22 protein-coding genes are annotated in these 20,602 nt (G+C 30.9%); 13 read left to right on the forward strand and 9 right to left on the reverse strand.

Going from position 1 to position 20,602, the window contains the following annotated elements; genetic code table 11:
• The first annotated feature begins 2 nt into the window (after window positions 1-2).
• The 4 genes from MK115_RS02535 to MK115_RS02550 all read left to right on the forward strand — a co-directional run bounded on the left by MK115_RS02535 (window position 3) and on the right by MK115_RS02550 (window position 3,437).
• Window positions 3-134: a DUF2256 domain-containing protein gene (locus tag MK115_RS02535; protein ID WP_071813202.1), complete on the forward strand. Its 132-nt coding sequence runs from the start codon at window positions 3-5 to the stop codon at window positions 132-134.
• Window positions 131-1,621: a cryptochrome/photolyase family protein gene (locus MK115_RS02540; RefSeq protein WP_287608894.1), complete on the forward strand. Its 1,491-nt coding sequence runs from the start codon at window positions 131-133 to the stop codon at window positions 1,619-1,621. The genes MK115_RS02535 and MK115_RS02540 overlap by 4 nt, the downstream gene beginning before the upstream one ends.
• A 105-nt stretch (window positions 1,622-1,726) precedes the next feature.
• The gene (locus MK115_RS02545; RefSeq protein ID WP_025887585.1) at window positions 1,727-1,906 is read left to right on the forward strand and encodes a PM-15 family protein; all 180 of its coding nucleotides are present in this window, start codon (window positions 1,727-1,729) and stop codon (window positions 1,904-1,906) included.
• A gap of 214 nt (window positions 1,907-2,120) precedes the next feature.
• Complete coding sequence (locus MK115_RS02550) at window positions 2,121-3,437, forward strand: 16S rRNA (cytosine(967)-C(5))-methyltransferase (RefSeq protein ID WP_287608897.1); 1,317 nt, start codon at window positions 2,121-2,123, stop codon at window positions 3,435-3,437.
• Between the two features lie 9 nt (window positions 3,438-3,446).
• Here the strand turns inward: MK115_RS02550 and MK115_RS02555 are convergent, their stop codons facing one another.
• From MK115_RS02555 to petP, 3 genes are read right to left on the reverse strand one after another with little or no spacing between them, the layout of a single operon-like run.
• Window positions 3,447-5,216 carry a transglycosylase domain-containing protein gene (locus MK115_RS02555; protein ID WP_287608898.1) on the reverse strand — a complete coding sequence of 590 codons (1,770 nt, stop codon included), beginning with the start codon at window positions 5,214-5,216 and terminating at the stop codon, window positions 3,447-3,449.
• 1 nt (window position 5,217) lies between these two features.
• A complete protein-coding gene (gene chlG, locus MK115_RS02560; protein WP_011817939.1) occupies window positions 5,218-6,165 on the reverse strand; it encodes a chlorophyll synthase ChlG in 948 nt (315 codons plus the stop codon).
• 8 nt (window positions 6,166-6,173) lie between these two features.
• Window positions 6,174-6,398, reverse strand: coding sequence for a cytochrome b6f subunit PetP (petP, locus tag MK115_RS02565; protein ID WP_011375988.1), 225 nt, complete (start codon window positions 6,396-6,398; stop codon window positions 6,174-6,176).
• A 59-nt stretch (window positions 6,399-6,457) separates the two neighbouring features.
• Here petP and hisF point away from each other — a divergent pair, with 59 nt between their 5' ends.
• Window positions 6,458-7,228 carry an imidazole glycerol phosphate synthase subunit HisF gene (gene hisF, locus MK115_RS02570; RefSeq protein WP_287608905.1) on the forward strand — a complete coding sequence of 257 codons (771 nt, stop codon included), beginning with the start codon at window positions 6,458-6,460 and terminating at the stop codon, window positions 7,226-7,228.
• A gap of 45 nt (window positions 7,229-7,273) precedes the next feature.
• Window positions 7,274-7,975 carry a bifunctional demethylmenaquinone methyltransferase/2-methoxy-6-polyprenyl-1,4-benzoquinol methylase UbiE gene (ubiE, locus tag MK115_RS02575; protein WP_287608906.1) on the forward strand — a complete coding sequence of 234 codons (702 nt, stop codon included), beginning with the start codon at window positions 7,274-7,276 and terminating at the stop codon, window positions 7,973-7,975.
• 5 nt (window positions 7,976-7,980) lie between these two features.
• On the opposite strand, the gene MK115_RS02580 is transcribed toward ubiE, so the two are convergent.
• A complete protein-coding gene (locus MK115_RS02580; protein WP_287608907.1) occupies window positions 7,981-8,466 on the reverse strand; it encodes a DciA family protein in 486 nt (161 codons plus the stop codon).
• 75 nt (window positions 8,467-8,541) lie between these two features.
• On the opposite strand from MK115_RS02580, the gene MK115_RS02585 reads away from it, so the two are divergent.
• On the forward strand, window positions 8,542-9,291 hold the full coding sequence (locus tag MK115_RS02585; protein ID WP_287608908.1) for a biotin--[acetyl-CoA-carboxylase] ligase: 750 nt from the start codon (window positions 8,542-8,544) through the stop codon (window positions 9,289-9,291).
• Window positions 9,292-9,293: 2 nt separating this feature from the next.
• Here MK115_RS02585 and MK115_RS02590 read toward each other — a convergent pair whose 3' ends face one another.
• Both MK115_RS02590 and MK115_RS02595 read right to left on the reverse strand, forming a co-directional pair.
• Entirely contained in the window at window positions 9,294-9,980 is a 687-nt protein-coding gene (locus tag MK115_RS02590; protein ID WP_025922211.1) for an ABC transporter ATP-binding protein, read from the reverse strand.
• Window positions 9,981-9,996: 16 nt separating this feature from the next.
• The gene (locus MK115_RS02595; RefSeq protein WP_209109658.1) at window positions 9,997-11,517 is read right to left on the reverse strand and encodes an NAD(P)H-quinone oxidoreductase subunit N; all 1,521 of its coding nucleotides are present in this window, start codon (window positions 11,515-11,517) and stop codon (window positions 9,997-9,999) included.
• A gap of 175 nt (window positions 11,518-11,692) precedes the next feature.
• Between MK115_RS02595 and topA the strand changes: the two genes are divergently transcribed.
• From topA to MK115_RS02620, 5 genes are read left to right on the forward strand one after another with little or no spacing between them, the layout of a single operon-like run.
• Complete coding sequence (topA, locus tag MK115_RS02600) at window positions 11,693-14,299, forward strand: type I DNA topoisomerase (RefSeq protein WP_287608910.1); 2,607 nt, start codon at window positions 11,693-11,695, stop codon at window positions 14,297-14,299.
• Window positions 14,300-14,306: 7 nt separating this feature from the next.
• Window positions 14,307-14,810, forward strand: coding sequence for a hypothetical protein (locus tag MK115_RS02605; protein ID WP_287608911.1), 504 nt, complete (start codon window positions 14,307-14,309; stop codon window positions 14,808-14,810).
• 20 nt (window positions 14,811-14,830) lie between these two features.
• Window positions 14,831-15,469 (forward strand): DUF2232 domain-containing protein, encoded by a 639-nt coding sequence (locus tag MK115_RS02610; protein WP_287608913.1) that lies wholly within the window; start codon window positions 14,831-14,833, stop codon window positions 15,467-15,469.
• Between the two features lie 11 nt (window positions 15,470-15,480).
• Window positions 15,481-16,638, forward strand: a complete 1,158-nt coding sequence (gene cobT / locus MK115_RS02615) for a nicotinate mononucleotide-dependent phosphoribosyltransferase CobT (RefSeq protein WP_287608915.1) — start codon at window positions 15,481-15,483, stop codon at window positions 16,636-16,638.
• Entirely contained in the window at window positions 16,639-17,637 is a 999-nt protein-coding gene (locus MK115_RS02620; RefSeq protein ID WP_287608917.1) for a hypothetical protein, read from the forward strand.
• Here the strand turns inward: MK115_RS02620 and MK115_RS02625 are convergent.
• Window positions 17,626-18,768: an aldo/keto reductase gene (locus tag MK115_RS02625; protein WP_287608919.1), complete on the reverse strand. Its 1,143-nt coding sequence runs from the start codon at window positions 18,766-18,768 to the stop codon at window positions 17,626-17,628. The two genes, MK115_RS02620 and MK115_RS02625, sit on opposite strands and share 12 nt — an antisense overlap.
• Before the next feature lie 112 nt (window positions 18,769-18,880).
• On the opposite strand from MK115_RS02625, the gene MK115_RS02630 reads away from it, so the two are divergent.
• Window positions 18,881-19,534, forward strand: coding sequence for a riboflavin synthase (locus MK115_RS02630; RefSeq protein WP_209112653.1), 654 nt, complete (start codon window positions 18,881-18,883; stop codon window positions 19,532-19,534).
• 10 nt (window positions 19,535-19,544) lie between these two features.
• Here the strand turns inward: MK115_RS02630 and MK115_RS02635 are convergent, their stop codons facing one another.
• On the reverse strand, window positions 19,545-19,898 hold the full coding sequence (locus tag MK115_RS02635; RefSeq protein ID WP_025955288.1) for an AbrB family transcriptional regulator: 354 nt from the start codon (window positions 19,896-19,898) through the stop codon (window positions 19,545-19,547).
• Window positions 19,899-19,995: 97 nt separating this feature from the next.
• Complete coding sequence (locus MK115_RS02640) at window positions 19,996-20,598, reverse strand: cytochrome c oxidase subunit 3 (protein ID WP_032515541.1); 603 nt, start codon at window positions 20,596-20,598, stop codon at window positions 19,996-19,998.
• Window positions 20,599-20,602 lie beyond the last annotated feature (4 nt).

The raw sequence follows: 20,602 nt of genomic DNA on the forward strand, positions 1-20,602 counted from the left end.
TTTTGAAAAATCTTTCTACTAAAACTTGTCCTGTTTGCAATAGGCCGTTTGAGTGGCGTAAAAAATGGAAAAACTGTTGGGATGATGTTATCTACTGTTCAAAAAGATGCAGTAACAGGAAGTCGCAAAGATGAAACAAGTATCAATTATTTTCCCGAATCAACTTTTTAGAGAAAGCCCAATCTTAAAAATAAATTGTGAAGTTTTGATTTTGGAAGACTCATTATTTTTTGGAAATGATAAATTTCATAAATTAATTAACCATAAAAATAAGTTAGTTTTTCATAGAGCATCTATGCTCGCTTATAAAAATTATTTAGAAATATCTGGCTTTAAAGTTTTATATATCGAAAACAAGAATAATGTTTCTACAGTTGATTACTTATCGGAATTTATTAAAAATAAATATCAGAAAATAAATCTCATTGACCCTCATGATTTTTTAATAATGAAGAGGATTAATAATTTTGTTGAAAGTAATAATTTAGCTTTAAATATTTTGCCTTCTCCTATGTTTATGAGCAGTGAAGATTTAAAAGATTTATTTGCATCAAATGCAAAAAAACCTCTTATGGGGAGATTTTATGAGAATCAAAGAAAGAGCCAAAAGATATTAGTTAATCCTGATGATACACCTGAAGGTGGTAAATGGAGTTTCGATGAAATGAACAGAAAAAAATTACCAAAAAAAATAAATATACCCGATACACCTAAATTACAAAAAAATAAATTTGTAGTTAATGCAGAAAGGTCATTAGCCAATTTTGATATTGAGTTTATTGGAGAAAGTAATAACTTTTTATATCCAACTAATTTTGAAGAGGCAGATGAATGGTTAAATGATTTTTTTAAACATAGATTTTTCTTATTTGGAGATTATGAGGATGCTATTTCTAAAGAAAATTCTTTTTTATGGCACAGTTTACTTTCTCCTCTTTTAAATAGCGGCTTATTAACCCCAGATGTAGTAGTAAATAAAGCATTACTTTTTGCAAAAAATAATAATGTTCCTATTAACTCTTTAGAGGGTTTTATTCGTCAAATTATTGGATGGAGAGAATTTATTTGCCTCGTCTATAAAAAGTACGGAACAAAGATGCGAAATAGTAATTTTTGGAATTTTGAAGATAAGCCAATTCCAAAATCTTTTTATCAAGGAAATACAGGAATTGAACCAGTAGACGTTGTTATAAAAAATATTATTAAATTTGGTTATTGTCATCATATTGAGCGGCTAATGATTGTTGGCAACTTTATGCTTCTATGTAGAATTCACCCCAACCAAGTTTATAAATGGTTTATGGAAATGTTTATTGATTCCTATGATTGGGTTATGGTCCCAAATGTTTACGGAATGAGTCAGTTTAGTGATGGTGGTATCTTTTCAACAAAGCCATATATATCAAGCTCTAATTATGTAAAAAAAATGTCTAATTTTAAAAGTGGCCCATGGTGTGAAATATGGGATGGCTTATTTTGGAAATTTATTAAAGATAATGAAAGCTTTTTTAGAAAGCAATATCGTCTGGCAATGTTAACGAGAAATCTCGATAAAATGTCAGAGGAAAAATTAAATAATCACTTAAAAACGGCCGATAAATTTTTAAGAGATATTCAATAAATTAAGAGTAATAACCTACAGTTGTCTTTGAAAAATTAAAAGAATATTATGTTATGAAGAAATATTAAGTACGGATGTTAACTTAGAAAAAATTAGATTTATCTAATGGAAATTGGAACACTTTTTTTAAAAAGTAATTCGACGGGAATTATCACTTTTTCTGAATTAGATTGGATAACTACCCATCAATCTAATTTCACTAGGTTGGAGGAATCCATAGCAATTAAATTAGGCAGAATGCTTGATGCAGGATCTATCAATATTGGTTGCCGTTTGAAATCCTGAATAAGTTTTTATTTTAATAATGAAGTATCAAAAAGAGAAAAAAATATTTTTTCGGGAAAGAATCCATTCTTTAAATATCTTTCTTTTTTTAGGATTTAATCTTTCACTTATTTCTATCTTAGGTTTTATTTGGTTTAATTCTGCAATTGAAAAAGTAGTTTAAATTTTTGAATTTTTTGTATATTAAAGTTATCTTTAAAAAATTAATTATATTTTGAGCATAGGATATTTACAAAGAAAGGCAGCTTGGGAAATTTTATTAAAAGTTAGTTCTGGTGATTTTTCTGATCATGCTCTTGAAAAGGTTTTAAAAAATTATCAATTTAATCCTCTTGATATAGCTTTTATTACGGAATTATCTTTTGGATGCATAAGGTATAGAAAATTTCTTGATCTTTGGACGGATCATACATCAAAAATTACTCATAAAAAGCAGCCTCCAAAGTTAAGATGGCTTCTACATATAGGTTTGTATCAACTATTGAAAATGGATAAAATCCCATTTCCTGCTGCTATTTCTACCACTGTAGAAGTAGCTAAAAAAACAGATTTAAATGGTTTAGCGGGAACTGTAAATGCGATATTGAGAAATGCATCAAGAAAATTAGAACAAAAAATCTTTCCGGAATTATCTTCTGATAGAAAAGAAAGAATTTCATATCTTGAATCATTTCCATTATGGCTTGTGAAGGATCTTTATAAATGGGTCGGCAATAGCGAGGGTGAAAATATCATTAAGGCATTTAATAAAAAACCATCAATTGATTTGAGAATTAACCAATTAAAAACTAATTTAGATAACTTTTTGAAAGTACTTCATGAAAATAAAATTGATGCTGAAATTATTAAAGATTTACATAATGGAATTACTTTAAAATCTAATCCAAGATCTATAAAAAATTTACCAGGATATAGTGATGGACTTTGGACAATTCAAGATAGATCTTCTCAGTGGATAGCACCTCTCTTAAATCCAAAAGAAGGTGAAAAGATTTTAGATGCTTGTGCAGCTCCAGGAAGTAAGTCTACCCACCTTGCAGAATTAACAAATGATAGTGCTGAAATCATTGCCGTAGATAGATCAGCAAAAAGATTGAAAATACTGCAATCAAATTTAGAAAGGTTAAATTTGAAATCTGTTAATACCCTTAAGGCTGATGCTACGAGTTTGATTGAATTAAATCCTAAGTTTATATCTTATTTTGATAAGATTTTATTAGATGCTCCATGTTCAGGCATTGGAACTCTTTCCAGGAATCCAGATTCTAGATGGTCTTTAAGTAAAGAAAAAATAAAATCTTTAACTTTATTACAGGAAAAACTTTTGGAGAGTATTTTCCCTCTTTTGAAAAAAGATGGTACTTTAGTTTATTCAACTTGTACTATTTGTCCCGATGAAAATAATCTATTAATTGAACGATTTATTGAAAAAAACAAAACTTTAAAATTGGTTAGCCAAAAGCAAATTTTACCTAGCTTGGATTATCCTGGTGATGGATTTTATTCTGCAATAATTTCTTATAAATCTTAAAAATATAATTTATTTTTTAATTGGAATTTTATAAATTTCAGATATGAACTTCTTCCATAAATAAGCTGCATTCCCACTAGATAATTCAGATTCCTTGTTATCGTCGTAACCTATCCAGATCCCTGTTGTAAGGTTATCAATGGAACCAATAAACCAGAGATCTTTATTTCCATCAGATGTTCCTGTTTTCCCATAAATTTTCTTTCCTTTTATAGAGGCTGCTTTTGAAGTGCCTTCTTTTACAGATTTTTCAAGAAGTTTATTTATTTTCTTGTTTATTTTTAAATCTAATATTTTCTTGGAAATAGATTTATTTTCCCAAATAGGTTGTTTTTTAAATGATTCTATTTTTTCTATGATTTCAGGGCTTTGAATCTTCCCATTATTGTTTATTGCAGAATATGCATTTGTGATGTTTAAAAGATTATCTCCGTAGGCGCCAATAGCTAATGATGGGAATTCCTCAAACTCTTGCTCGTAACCTAGTCCAAATGAATTCGCTAAATTAATAATATTTTTTAAGCCGATTTTTTTTGTTATTGATATTGGAACGATATTTGATGAACTTTTAAATGATTCAATCAAAGATATTGAACCTCTATAGTCTTCTGAAAAATTTTTTGGGCAATAACTTTCCCAGCATATTGGTAAGTCTTCAAATTTATCGCTTAATTTTATTCCTTCTATTAATGCAGCAGCATAAGGGATTATTTTAAAAGTAGAACCTAAAGGTCTTACAGATGAAATCACTCTATTGTATTCATTAATTGATGGATTTTTGCTGGTTATCATTGTCCTGATTAGTCCTGTGTTTGATTCGATAGATAACAGACCAAATTCAAGTTCTTTAGGCCCTGCATATCTTGATATTTTTTGACCTTTTTCTTGCCAATCTTTGTTGATAGAAGATTTAATTCTTAAAAACTTATAATCATTTTTACTTCCAATTTTTTTATCTGTTTCCTGAAGAATAAAGTTTATTAGTAATTTATCATCTAAAAAATTATCAGCTGTTTGATAATTTAACTTTATTTTTTCTTTAATAGCCTTATTCTTATTTGCAAGAGAAATATATCCATCAACATACATTGATTCAAGAACTTTATTTCTATTTTTAATAGCTAGTTCTAAATTTTGATAAGGTGAATAAATTGATGGAGCTGGAGCTAATCCTGCAATTAATGCGATCTCTGATAATGTCAATTCTTCTATAAATTTTCCAAAATAAACTTGGGCAGCCTCGTCTACCCCGTATGCTCCTGATCCTAGATAAATATTATTTAAATATAATTTTAAAATTTGATTTTTGTTATATCTAAATTCAAGTATGAGTGATATAAATATTTCTTTGATTTTTCTTTGAAAACTTAAATCATTATTTAGAAAAAGTAATCTAGCAACTTGTTGTGTAATCGTACTTCCTCCCTCTTTAACATAACCACTTCTAATATTTTGAATAAGGGCACGTGAAATACTTTTTAAATCTATTCCATTATGTTTATAAAATCTTTTATCCTCAGAAGATATAAAAGAATGTTTAAGAAAAAATGGAATTTTATGATAACTATTATCTATTTCAAATTTGCGGCTTAATTTGCTTAGTATCTTATTATCAGAAGATGATATTACGTAAGAATATTTGGTTTCCCGAGACTTTTTATTTTTAGAAACGTCAAATTTTAAGGTACTAAATATTAGACTAAAAAAATAAAAAGATATTCCAGAAAAAATTAATATTGGAATTATTAAAACAAAAGATTTGAATTTAATCTTTTGCACCTTAAGCAACTAAAAAACTATGTCCTATCGCTAAAGCTGTAACTAACATTCCAGTTATAAGGAACGGTTGGGCACTTGCTTGATATTTGACATCAAACTTTAGAGGATCTCTTAGTAACCACATATCTTGAAATGTAATTTGTGGAATTACCAATAAAACCAAAATTACAGAGGCTAAATGTTGACCAATAATGACTAATACTACAACCATTGCTAATTGAAAAATGTCAATCAGTCCTGCACTTATTCTACTTGCATTTTTAATTCCAAATACTACTGGTAGAGAATTTAAGCCTAGCTTTGAGTCTCCTTCAACACTTTTGAAATCATTAATAACAGCAATTCCAAGTCCTGAGAGGCTATAAGCAAGTGTTAGTATCGCCGTCACGATAGTTAATTTCCCAAACAAGGCTTGTCCTGCCCACCAAGGTAAAGCTATATAAGATGCTCCTAATGCATAATTTCCAAGCCAACCATTCTGTTTTAATTTGAGTGGTGGAGCAGAATATATATAACTAACAAAGGAACCTCCTAATGCCAAAAGTAAGACGGAGGGGAAGCTGTGCTTAGCATATAAATCTAATAGAAAAGCAACTATTAAACCCGCTATAAGTAATACCCAGATTTGTATTTTTACATCTTTAATTGAAATTTTCCCAGAAGGAATTGGTCTATTTGGTTCATTAATTGCATCAATTTCTTTATCAAAAAAATCATTTATGGTTTGGGTATAACCAGCCAGAAGTGGTCCACTCATCAACATACATGCTAATGAAGCTAGAACATTACTAAATGTCCATTCAAAATTCCCACTTGCAGCTGCTCCACAAATAACTCCCCATATCAAAGGGATCCACGTTATGGGTTTCATTAACTGTATACGGAGTTTCCATATACTTGATGTTTCAGAGGCACCCTTAATTCCTAATAGTTGTTTTGGATCATTCACTTTACTCTTTAACCTTTCTCAATTTCTTCTGGGAAAAACCAATTTTGCTCACCATTCTGAAATTTTGCGGTGATTCCAATACTTCTGCCGTCTGTCATTTTATAGCCTGTTATTACGGCTTTAGGATTCGAGGATATTTGATCGATTAATTTAGCTGGTAGTCTATCTTTTACTTTGTTAATGTTAATTTTGATTTTACTACCGATTTTGGGTAATAATTTTGTTTCAGCCATAAGAGGTAAAATGGAAGCTATTATGCAAGATTAACAGCATTTGGACAATTTTTACTAAAATGGTAGCTCTTCGTTTAATTCCTTGTTTAGATGTCGCCCATGGCAGAGTGGTTAAAGGTGTAAATTTTGTTAACTTGAGAGACTCAGGCGATCCTGTTGAATTGGCTTGTAGGTATTCTGATGAGGGCGCAGATGAATTAGTATTCTTAGATATTAGAGCTAGTGTAGAAAATAGAAATACATTAGTTGACCTTGTCTCTAGGACCGCAAAATCAGTAAAAATCCCATTTACAGTAGGTGGAGGAATAGATTCTGTTTCTTCAATTAATGATCTTTTAAGAGCTGGAGCGGACAAAGTGAGTTTGAATTCTTCTGCTGTTAGAAATCCTGATTTAATTTCTAAAAGTTCTAGAGAATTTGGTAATCAATGTATCGTGATAGCAATTGATGCTAAAAGAAAAGTTAATAAGACTGATGAATGGGAGGTATATGTAAAAGGAGGGAGAGAAAATACTGGAATAGATGTATTAAGTTGGGCAAAGAAAGTTGAGGAGTTAGGCGCAGGGGAAATTTTGCTTACTTCAATGGATGGTGATGGCACGCAGAATGGATATGATTTACATCTGACTGAATCTGTTACCAATATTGTTAATATTCCAGTGATTGCTTCTGGAGGAGCAGGTTGTTTAGAAGATATCTATGATGTTTTCAATGAAGGCAGGGCATCTGCCGCACTTTTAGCATCATTACTTCATGATAAGAAACTTTCTTTAAGAGAAATAAAGACTTTCCTCCTCGAAAAAAAACTTCCAATTAGACCATATGAATAAAAAATTTAATTTAATACCAAAAAGAAATAAGTTAAAAATTTAAAAATGAAATTCACAAAAACTATCGAAGTCAAAAATATATTTAATAAAATTTCTTATAAATATGACTTTTTAAATAATCTATTAAGTTTTGGGCTGCACAGATTATGGAAAAGGAAATTAGTTAATTTATTGGAACCTTTAAATGGTGAAGATTGGGCTGATTTATGCTGTGGAACTGGAGATTTAGCATTCTTAATTTCTGAGAGAGTTAGTCCAAGGGGTTCAATTACTGGGATTGACAGTGCAGAGGATATCTTAAATATTGCAAAAAAAAAATCAGAGCTTAAAAAAAATAAATTTATTAAGTGGGAAATTAAAGATGTATTAGAAATTAATGATTATTCAAAAAATTTTGATGGGATTTGCATGTCATATGGACTTAGAAACTTAAATAATGTTGAAGAAGGAATAAAAAAAGTTTTTGATCTTTTGAAGGATAAGGGAAGGGCAGGATTTTTGGATTTTAATCACTCAACAAGAAATTCTTTATCCAATATTTTTCAGAAAATTTATTTGAGATTAATTGTAGTAACCATTTCGCGGCTTTTTAATTTAGGTCCAGAGTACGCATATATTGAAAAAAGTATTAGAAATTTTCCAAAGAAAAATGAGCTTATAAATATTGCTAAGGAAGTTGGATTTAAAAAAGCTGAATATAGGACTATTTGGGGGGGGCAAATGGGAATACTAATTTTAACTAAATAAAGAATTTAGTTTTTTATTTTTCTCCAACAAAAAGAACACTTTCCCCATCTTTTGATTTCGCCCTCAGGAGTAGGGGAATTACAAAGAGTACAAATGCACATATTATTTTGATTGATTCTGCTTGGATGCTTTGCCCAAACTATCTTTGCATTAGTAGCTTTGATATTTTTATTTTTAATTTCATAATTTTGTATTATTTTTATTTCATTCAAAGTTATTCCAATTTTCTCGATTCTCTCTTTTAATTTATGCTTGTTATAGATTAAAGCTTGGCGCCACTGTGGATGATTTACTGCAATAGTAAGTATTTTTTTTTCAATATTTAATGGTTTACATTCTTGAAATAGTTCTAAACCGATTAAGTTCTTCCAGTTTTCGTTGATTTTAGAAAGTTTATCTAAGTCTCCCCATGATTTTTTGAAATTATCAAGACAATTTTTTAATGGATGTGGATTCCTTCTATTCACTATTGGCAAATACTTTTTGTCCAATTTGTAAAATTTACTTATTAAGACTAAAGTTAATCTAATCTTCAAAAAGATGCTCGTTGTTTTAATAAAGAATTTGTGAAAGTTATTGGACCTGCAGCTAAGACAGTTTTTTATTTAAAAAAAATTCAGGGTCAATATCCAACCTGGACACTTCATTACAAAATAAAATGTAAAAGTACCGAAAATGAGCTAACAAACTTGCTTGGATATTCTGAAATAAAGAAAAACCAGCCAGTAGCGATAATCGCAAGAGAACAGTTCTCAGGGGTTGGCCAAAACTCAAAAACTTGGGTTTCTCCAAAAGGCGGGATTTGGTTAAGTGCAGCTTACCCAATATTTTCAAAAGAATTTGCATGTCAAATATTTAATTTGTCTTTAGGTATTAAGTTATGTGAAATGCTTAGACAAGAGAATATAAATGTTTGTTTGAAATGGCCAAATGATATTTTTTTTGGTTCAAAAAAGTTGATTGGATTTTTACCAAGGGTGATAACAAGAGGCAAAGAAATTATCTATGTAAGAGTAGGACTTGGCATGAATGTTTTAAATTACACTCCATCAGAAGGTATTTCATTATCAAAAGTACTTCAAACTAAGAATATTAATCAACATTATTGGACAGCCAAAGTTCTTAAAGCTTTTTATGATTCAATTGAATGTAATAAGAAAAAAGAATATGTGATTAAATCTGCAAATAAGTTTCTTACTAAAAGTTTTTTACCTAGTGGTTATTGTCCTCATACATGGAAAATTAAAGATATTGATTCGAATGGGAATTTAAGAATTGAAAATGAAACTCAACTGAAGGTAATTAGAAGGTTTTGAATTTAATTAACTTTTAATTCAACTATTCTTCCATCCTTAAATTTGGCTATTTTTTTTGCGCGATTTGCAACTTCATCTTCATGCGTAACTAAAACTATAGTTATTCCAGATTCATGCAGTTTGTCAAAAAGATCTAATACATCTTCAGTGGTTTTTGAATCTAGTGCTCCAGTAGGTTCGTCTGCTAACAAAATTGCAGGGTTATTGATAATAGCCCTCGCAATAGCAACTCGTTGTTGTTGACCTCCGGATAATTGGTTTGGGCGATTATTCATTCTTTCTGAAAGGCCAACTTTTTTTAAGGCATTCTTACCTCGCTCTAATCTTTGCTCAGGCTCAATACCAGCATAAATCATTGGCAAAGTTACGTTTTCAAGTGCAGTTGCGTCTGAAAGAAGATGAAATTGTTGAAAAACGAAGCCTAATTTTTGGTTACGTATTTCCGCGAGCTCATCATCAGATAAATTCTCAACAGGAATACCATTTAATTTATAAATACCTTCAGATGGTCTATCTAGACATCCAATAATATTCATAGCTGTACTTTTGCCTGAGCCACTAGCTCCCATTACAGCTAAATAATCACCTTTATAAATTTCTAAGTTTATGCTGTCTAAGGCTTTAACAGTTAGATCCTCTTTCCCATATGTTTTAGATATATTTTCTAAACTCGCGACTTTCTTAGACATTTATTGAAGAATTCTTCTAGGAAATATTGTTTGCTGTAGCAATAATATCTTGTAAGAAAGGAGTTTCTGAAACTGCTGTATTAGCTAATTTAAAAAGAGGATTAGATAGGATTCCTCCAAGAGCAGTTACCGCCACGCAAGTATAAAGTGCAATTCTCAAGGGAGGTAATCCTACAATTCCCCAATTAATTTCAGGATATGATTTGACTATTTCAGAAGCTTCCTGTGGTTCTTTAACTACCATCATTTTTATCACTGAAATGTAGTAATAAATAGATATAACTGAAGTTACTAATCCAACTATTACTAATAGATATTGATGATTTGCCCAACCTGCAAAGAACAAGTATATCTTTCCAAAAAATCCTAACATTGGAGGTAAACCTCCAAGAGATAGAAGACAAAGGCTTAAGCCTAATGTAATGAGAGGATCTTTTTGGTAAAGTCCTGAGTAATCAAGAATTCTGTCAGAACCAGTTCTTAGTGAGAAAAGTATTACACAAGAAAATGCACCCAAATTCATAAACAAATATGCAGCCAAATATAAAACAGCTGCTGATAAACCATCTTGTGTGCCAGATACTATTCCAATCATTACAAATCCGGCTTGTCCAATAGAACTGTAAGCTAGCATCCTTTTCATTGAGGTTTGAGCTAGAGCTACAACATTTCCTAGAGCCATGCTCAATATGGCCAAAATGGTAAATAAAAGTTTCCATTCTTCGTCAAAAGAAGAGAAAGTTGTGCTTAATATTCTTATTGCAAATGCAAAGCCCGCTGTTTTTGAACCAACAGATAAAAAAGCTACTACAGGTGTAGGTGAACCCTCATATACATCAGGAGTCCATTGATGAAAGGGAACAGCAGCAATTTTAAATGCAACTGTTGATAAGACAAATACAAGAGCTAGTGAAGTAATGAAGGATGGCTTATTGATAATCTCTAAACCTATTGTCGCTAAGTTTGTTGAACCACTTAATCCATAAAGAAAAGAGGATCCATACAAATAGACAGCAGCAGCAGCTGATCCAACAAGGAGGTATTTTAAGGCCGCTTCTGAACTTCTTGGATCTCTCTTGAGGTAACCAGAAAGTAAGTAGCTTGCTACAGATAAAGTTTCCAGAGATATAAATACACTAATAAGGTCAGTAGATCCACACAAAAGCATTGCTCCAAGGGTGGCCGAAAGAACTATCGCAGCAAACTCGCCAATAGGGCTACCACTTTGTTCTGTATAACGCCAACTTATAAGTAAAGATACTAAGGTTGATAAAGAAATTATTGCTCTAAATGCGATTGCCAAATTATCTGAATTAAAGGACCCAAGGAATGCGCTTTCTACCGGATTACTCCATTGCAATGCCAAACTAACAAGAGAGCTGCCAATTGATAAATAGCAAATTATTGGTGCCCATTTTGATGCAGTTTTTTCTCCAGCTAAATCTACAAGAAGTGTTCCAACAATACCTAATAAAATAAAAGCCTCTGGAATAATGGCTTGAGCATTTAAATTAATTGTAAAGATTTCGTTGGGCACTTTATTAAATTGGATTAAATTAGATGTTTGATTGTAAGGGTCTAAGAGTTAATCTTAACTTGATTATAATTTGTGGGTATGATTTTTGAAATTTTCAGAAGAAATTACTTGAAAAAGCTTCAAATAATCATAATATGCCCTAACTGAACAAAAACACCAATTTTTGAAATAAACCTTGGATCACACACTTGTTATTGTTGAAAGTCCCACCAAAGCAAAAACTATAAGAAAGTTTTTGCCTTCTAATTATGAAGTTCTCGCTTCAATGGGACATGTAAGAGATCTTCCAAAAGGAGCTGCTGAAATACCTGCTGCGGTTAAAAAGGAAAAATGGTCAAGGATAGGAGTTAATACAACAGAAGATTTTGAACCACTTTATATAGTTCCAAAAGATAAGAAAAAGGTTGTTAAAGAGTTGAAAGATGCATTGAAAGGTGCGACCCAGCTATTACTGGCAACTGATGAAGATAGAGAGGGAGAGAGTATTAGCTGGCATCTCCTGCAAATACTTAAGCCTAAAATACCAACTAAGAGAATGGTTTTTCATGAAATTACAAAAAAGGCAATTAATAAAGCTTTAGACCAAACAAGAGAAATTGATATGGAACTTGTTCAGGCTCAAGAAACAAGAAGAATCTTGGACAGGCTTTTTGGATATGAATTATCTCCTTTACTTTGGAAGAAGGTAGCCCCCCGATTATCTGCTGGTCGTGTTCAATCAGTTTCTGTAAGACTTCTTGTTAGGAGAGAGAGAGAAAGAAGATCCTTTAAAAAAGCTAGTTACTGGGGGATTAAAGCTTCCCTAGTAAAAGATAATGTTACTTTCGAAACTAAATTATTCAGTTTAAACGGTCAAAGAATTTCTAATGGTTCCGATTTCGATGAACAGACCGGCAAATTAAAACAAGGAAATAAATCTTTAATAATTGGAGAAGAAAAAGTAAATGATTTATTGAAGACTTTTTCCTCAGAGGATTGGTTAGTCTCAAAAATCGAAAAAAAGCCATCCACTCGTAAGCCAGTTCCTCCATTTACAACTAGCACATTACAACAAGAAGCAAATAGGAAGCTTCGTTTGTCTGCAAGAGAAACTATGAGATGTGCACAAGGGCTATATGAGAGAGGTTTCATAACATATATGAGAACTGATTCAGTTCATCTCTCCGAACAAGCCACAAGAGCTGCTAGAGAATGTGTCAGTTCTATGTATGGAAAAGAATATTTATCTAACTCACCAAGACAATTTAATTCAACTGCAAGAAATGCTCAAGAAGCACACGAAGCTATTAGGCCGGCAGGTGAGGTATTTAAAACACCAAAGGAAACTAATCTAACTGGTAGAGACTTATCTCTTTACGATTTAATTTGGAAAAGAACTGTAGCTAGTCAAATGGCGGAAGCTAGGCTAACAATGATTAATGCTGAAATTAGCGTAGGGGATGGATTATTTAAATCGAGCGGGAAAAGTATTGATTTCGCAGGATTCTTCAGAGCTTATGTCGAGGGAAGTGATGACCCAAGTTCATCCCTTGAACAACAAGAAATTATTCTCCCAAACTTAACAACTGGAACATGTCTTGAAGTTACTAATAAGGAATCTACTTTTCATGAAACTAAACCTCCTGCAAGATATACAGAGGCTGCATTAGTTAAAGTTCTTGAAAAAGAAGGGATTGGAAGACCTTCTACCTATGCCAGCATTATTGGGACCATAGTTGATAGAGGTTATGCGAATATATCTTCCAATACTTTGGCTCCAACGTTTACAGCTTTTGCTGTTACTGCTCTATTAGAAGAACATTTTCCTGATCTGGTTGATACTACTTTTACTGCAAAAATGGAATCTTCATTGGATGAAATATCTTCAGGCAATCTTGAGTGGCTACCATACCTCGAAACTTTCTATAAAGGTAAAAATGGTTTGGAGGTAAAGGTTCAGAAAACAGAGGGTGATATTGATGGTAAAGCTTATAGACAAGTTGATTTCGAAGACCTTCCTTGCGTAGTCAGAATAGGCTCTAACGGACCTTGGCTAGAGGGTACAAAAATTGATGAATCTGGTAATGAAATTCAGGCTAAAGGTAATCTTCCAATGGATATTACTCCTGGAGATTTAGATATAAAGCAAGTTGATCAAATTTTAAGTGGCCCATCAGATCTTGGAACTGATCCAAAAACTGGGGAAAAAGTCTTTTTAAGATTTGGCCCTTATGGACCTTACGTACAATTGGGAAATAATGATCAAGATAAAGCTAAACCAAGAAGAGCTTCATTACCCAAAGAGTTGAAAACTGATGATCTAACTCTAGATGAGGCTCTTGTACTTTTAAGTTTGCCTAGATTGTTAGGAGTTCATCCTGAAGGAGGAGTTGTTGAGGCTGATAGAGGAAGATTTGGCCCGTATATCAAATGGATTAAAAATGAAAATGAATCTGAAAACAGATCCTTAAAGAAAGAGGATGATGTTTTTACAGTTGATATAGAACGAGCATTAGAAATTCTTGCGATGCCAAAAATGGGTAGAGGTGGTCAAGAGGTACTTAAAGACTTTGGAAAACCGAAAGAATTTAAAGAAAAAATTCAAATATTAAATGGAAGATATGGGGTCTATTTAAAATGTGGCAAAACTAATGTTTCGATTGCCAAAGATACTGACATAGAAAAATTTACCATAGATGAAGCAGTATCTCTTTTAGAAGAAAAACTAAAAGATAAAAAAGGCGCAATTTTAAAAAAAACAAAGATTAGTAATAAAAAAACTACAAGGAAAAAGAAAAGTTAGAAAAAATATGATTTTTAAAAAAAAAGAATTTTTTTTATTAATTTTTTTAATTTTCTTGCAATCATGCTCTGGAGGGAGGATTGGAAATTTTCTTGAAAGTAGTTTTAATGATTTAGAAAAAACAAGCAAAAATGAAGATTTACAAAATAACTTATTAAATAAAAACGATATAAATTTAGAAAAAGAAAACAAAAAATTTGATGATAAAAAAAATAAAAAAATTAAAAAAGTAGAAAAGCCAAAAAATGTTCCAGAAAATAAAAACGATATAAATTTAGAAAAAGAAAACAAAAAATTTGATGATAAAAAAAATAAAAAAATTAAGAATCTTTCAAAAAAAAGAAAAATTGAGCTTCAATCTTACAAAATAATATTCATTTTAAAAGATGTAGATCCAAAAGATCCCACGGAAGAGTTGAGTTCCATATTGAGTAATTCTGAGGTAAATTTTGAAATAGAAAAGATTGAACGTATCTTAGATTCAAAAAATAAAAGTATGAATAAAAATTAATTAAAAATATTCAACAAAAAATGAAAATAACAACAAAAACTGAAGCATTAAATATTGTCGAGACCTCTTATTTAGCATCTCTTTCGTCTTTATTATGGGTTGCATTATATTATTTGCCAATTGGGGGAGCTTTATTAAGGTTGATTTTACCCCTCCCAATGATCCTGTTGCACTTGAGAAGAGGAACTAAAACTGCATTGGAAGGACTCCTAATACAATTTCTACTTTTATTCATAATTATGGGTCCTGTTAGAGGAACTTTATTTTTATTTCCTTATGGGATCTTGGCTTTTTGGTTAGGTTGGTGTTGGTTTAAAGAAAAGAGTTGGAAACTTAGTTTAACTGGGGGAGTTGTTATTGGAACCCTTGGCTTCTTACTAAGAGTAATAGCATTATCTACGTTGGTTGGAGATAATCTTTGGGTGTTAATTACTAGAGCGAGTTATGGTCTAATAGAAAAGTTCATTGGATTATTTAATTTACCTTTATATCCCTCAATTTTGAGTATACAATTAGGTGCAATTTTATTAATAATTTTTCAAGAAATAGTTTATGTTTTAACTGTACATGTAGTTGCCTATTCTCTGTTTCCTAGATTTAAATTAACCATCCCAGATCCTCCAAGATTGTTAAATAGCTTAGTTGATTTTAATAATTAAAAAAAGTAAGAATGTACAGTACAGAATTAGGGATAAATTTTTTTGGTAATGAATCCAATAAAAAAAGACAACTTAATAAGATAGAAATACTGAAAAAGAATATTAAAAATTTAAAAATATTTCTTATAATTGCTGGCACTAATACATCTCAAATTCCAGGAATTTCCGCAGCAGGTATTAATGCAAAATCAAGGAGAACAACTGCGCTCGCAGATGCCGAATTTTTGCTTGAGGGTGCTTCAAAAGATCATAAATATAAATTGCCTCTTCTCAATGCAGGAGTAACTCCGGCCCTAATCAGTCATGTTTGTTCAAAGCTTATAAATATTTATCCAGTTATTGTTCCTCTGGGAATAGGAGCAAAGCCTTATTTTAATCATTTGGTTGTAGAAGATAGAAATTTGGGCCCATCAAATTGTCTTACTACTGGTAAATCGATGACTAAAGAGAGAGTTTTAAATCTCTATGAAAAAGGTCTTGCGATAGGAAAATCCTTAAAACAACCAGTTTTAATTTCTGAATCTGTACCGGGGGGCACCACAACTGCTCAGGCAGTAATGGAAGCTTTTGGTTTGCAGGTATCTAATTTAGTAGGGAGTAGTTTATTTAAAGCTCCAAGAGAACTAAGAAGACAAGTAGTTAAAAGAGGACTTTTCAATGCAAATTTCAAGGCTGATTTCGACTCTTTTGATGTTGTCGCGGCGGTAGGTGATCCTTTCCAAGCTTTCTCAATGGGTCTATTAATTGGTGCCAGGTTAGCAAAACAACCTGTAATATTGTCTGGAGGAAGTCAGATGTTAGCGGTCATTTTGCTTGTATTAGAATTTTTAGATGAAAAAAATAAAGATGAATTTATTGAAGATGTTTTTATTGCGACAACTGGGTGGCTTGTGAAAGATAATTCTCTAAATGATTTAGTAAATCTAATTAATGAAAAATATGATGTCAAATTATTAGGTTTAGCCAGTCCTTTAAATTTCAAATCTTCAAAATACAAAGAATTGAAGGATTATGAATTAGGTCATGTAAAAGAAGGTGTAGGTGCTGGTGGAATATCATTGCTTGCTTTCTTAGATGGATTTAAAAATGAAGAAATAGTTTCATTGTGTCAACAAAATCTGGAAATGATGAAGGGCCTAGGTCAAATTTCTTTAGAGAAGGATTGCTGAATGTTTTCAAAATTTGCAACCAGAAGAGAATTTTTAAATTGTGGTAAGCTTTCGCTTTTATTTTTCTTAAACTCTTGCAGTAATCTACCTAATAAAGTAAAAATTGCATTACAAAATTCTTTTTATCCAGAATCTTTTAAAGATACGATTCCAAAAGATTGGAAGCAGGAAAAAATTAATTTTGAAAATATTCAGCTACAAAAAAATAGAAACACAATTTTCAATTCTGACTTTACTTTAATAAATGATGGATGGATTTCTAGTATAGATTTTTCAGAATTTGAAAAAATAAATGAATATGCACTGTTCGAAAATTTGGATAAGAGATCGATAGATTTTTTGGGAAGCTTTAATCAAAATCAGAGGAGTAAATTATTTCCTATTGGCGTAGTACCCTATACAATTATCATTAAAAATAATAAAGAATTAATAAATTCAGCCAGAACATCTTGGGATTTTCTTCTTTCTAAAAAATTAACTGGGAAAATTATTTTTCCACAAAGTCCCAGAATAATATTGTCAATTGCTCAAAAAATTAATTCATCTAATTCTTTAAAAAAACTCAAAAGCCAAGCAATGTTATTTGATGATAAAAATATGCTCAATTGGTTGATTAATTCTGATGCTATTGTCGCAATAGTTCCTTATAGTCTTTGTTCAAAATATTTAAAAATAGATCCAAGGCTTTCTTTAGTTTTCCCAAGCCAAGGCGTACCTTTGATGTGGCATTTTCTACTTAGTCGATCAAATCTAAATAATGCAATATTAATTAAATGGATTAAATCTTTAGAAAATAAATCAATAGTAGATAAATTAGTAAGCCAGGGTTGGTATCTTCCATTCAATAGTGATTATTTGCAAAGTAAATATAAAACTGAAATGCTCCCCATCTCAGGACCTTCTGAGAAATGTTGGGAAAATAGTTGGTCTTTCCCTGTCTTAACAAATGAACAAAAAATTAATCTTAAAAATATCTGGAATGAGTCCTTATCCCCATAATCTTTTTGTAGGATTTTCAATTAATAAGTTATGAGTTTCCTTTAATAAATTTGGTATATCTAATTTACTAGGACATTTAGGAACACATTCATTACATTCTTGACAAAATGAGGAATTTTTTTCTTCCCACCAGTGGCCAGCTTTTCCTATTAAATTGTATCTTTCTTTTGAAAATTCTAATTGGCCATAACCAATAGATATATTTCTTAAACGAAGTATTTCTGGAATAGGCACTTCATTTGGACATGGAAGACAAGATCTACATTGTTCACATTTGGTTGAGTTTAATCTTTCATTAGAAACTTCCTCAATTTTATTCAGGGCGCTTTTTTCAAGTTTTGTAAGCTTCTCGAATGAGTTTCTAAGTTTATGCGCAAATTCAAAATCTTTTTTGTTTGTCGCCCCCAAGGATAAAGTTGTAATGCCTTTTGCGAGAAGAAATCGATACGCTAATTCTAATGGATGAAAAGGCTTAGAGGCCTCTATCAAAATATCACTTGGAGAATACAATCTACCGCCTTTATCTGCAGGTGATATTGCTAAAACTCCCATACCTTTTTTTATAGCTTCCTCTGCTAAAGCAATCTTAGATTGATCTAAATAATGTAAATGAAGACTACAAAAAGTAAAAACTTCACAGTTAATTGCATCTTTAATTAGTGAATAACTTCCGTGAGAACTAAAACCAACTTGATCAACTAGTTCCTTCTCAAGTATCCAAGATATGAATTTCTTACCCTCTCCAGCAAGAACCCAATCTAGATGTTGTTTTAAGTTGAGTCCGTGAATTGCAAGATTATTAATTTTCTCGCGATTTAAATTTTTAAGAGACTTTTTAAAATTATTTTTTAAAAAGTCAAAATCACCCTTTGGTAAAACTTTGGAAGTAATCACCCAATTTTTTTCTTTTATATTCTCTTCTATTGCTAATTTTTTTATTGAATTTCCAATAAGTGATTCAGCATCACCATAAGAGGGTGCTGTTTCTATGTGGTTAATTCCTACATAATATGCATTTTTTATTATGCTATACATTTTTTCGAGACTTTCAGTTGCTCGCATTGTCCCTAAAGTGAATAAGCTCACTTTCGCCCCTCTACCAAATGATCTTTTTTGTGAATTAATAATCATCTAAATATGATCAATTTCTTTTTATTTACTCTTTAATTTATTTATAGTTGAAAATCATTTAAAGTAAATTAAAGTAAATACAAAATTTTGCAAAAATATTTTTCTTAAATCTATGTTTACAGGAATAATTCAATCAGTTGGAAAACTAAGACAAGAAAAAAATATTTTAGAAATTGAAATTCTAGATAATTTATTTGATATGGCAATCGGTGACAGCATAGCTGTTGATGGAATTTGTTTGACAGTTAAAGAGATTTTTCAAAATAAATTTACTGTTGATGTTAGTGAGGAGACATTAAAAAAAACAACTTTAGGAGTAAAGTCGAACCTGAATCAGATTGTTAATTTGGAGCCCGCTCTTAGGGTGTCTGACCGTCTAGGAGGGCATATAGTCAGCGGACATGTTGATGGCCTTGGAACAGTTGAGAATATAGAAAAATTAGAGAAATCTTGGCTCTTATCAATAAAGTGGAAAAATAATAATTTTTCAAAATATGTAGTTAATAAAGGGAGTATTTGTGTAAATGGTATAAGTCTTACGATTGCAAAATATGAGCAGGAAGGAGAAATATTTACTATTGCGATAATTCCTCATACTTGGCATAACACAAATCTGAATAAATTAAATATCGGTGACAGCGTAAACCTTGAGGCAGATGCACTAATTAAATATGTAGAGAAATTACTTTTATTTAATAAAAATAGTAATCAAGATTTATCTTCAAATAATATTTCTTCGGAGTGGCTTAAAGAAAACGGTTGGTAAAATATATTTTTTAATTTAATGGAATCAGATAAATTGTTTTTGACTCTTTTTTAAGATCGATTTTAAATTCCTGACCAGGTTCTAGACCTAATTTTTTGGTGTAGGCATGACCAATTAATAGGTTCCCATTGCCATGAACTTTAGTTTTGAATTCTGTCTGTCTGCCTCTTGAAGCTCTATTACCATTTTTCCCCTGACGACCATTTCCTATTTTGTAACCCTTAGCTTCGATAAGCGCCCTATAAAAACTTTTTCTTAAGATTCTTCCACTAGGACCTACGTACCCACAACCTTTTGCTATCTCATCTTCAGATTTTTTACTTAATAATTTTGCTTTTTCAAGAAGTTCTTTTCCTTCTAGCATTATCTGACAAATTTCTAATTATATATTCTTACTAAAAAGGAGAACTGTGGCAATATAAATTAATAAAAAATATATTTAATTTTTAAAATTTAGTTTTTTATAAAAGATACAAAATAATAAATAAAATAACCCATATTCCATCTACAAAATGCCAGTACAATTCAACAGCTTCCAATGGGAACATATTTTGACTAGTTAATCTTCCGCCATTGATTCTCGATTGCCAAGCAATAATTAAAATCATTAAAGTGCCTAAAGTGACATGTAATCCATGAAAACCAGTAAGAGCATAAAAAGTACTTGCAAATAAATTATCGGTTAATCCAAAAGGTAAATGAAAATATTCAAATAATTGACATATTAAAAATATAATTCCAAGAAAAGCAGTAAAAAATAACCATTTTTGGGAATCAGAGTTTTTATCTTTTAAAAGTGCTTTGCCTGCTTTATGGAAAGTTGCACTACTAACAAGTAACAAAATTGTATTGAGTGTAGGTATTGGTAGTTCTAATTCATAAATAGCACCATCAGGTAATGGATTTACTGCTTTATAAGTTAAATAAGCAGCAAAGAATCCAGCAAAAGTCATTCCGTCCGCAATTAGGAAAGTTATAAGACCAAACATTCTGAAGTCTTCATGTGTTTCATTAACTTCAGAATTATTTTTTTGAATTTCTTTTGAGCTATCTAGTGTTGTCATATGT

It is taken from the genome of Prochlorococcus sp. ALOHA_ZT_50 (genome assembly GCF_022447305.1).
Lineage (GTDB): Bacteria > Cyanobacteriota > Cyanobacteriia > PCC-6307 > Cyanobiaceae > Prochlorococcus_A.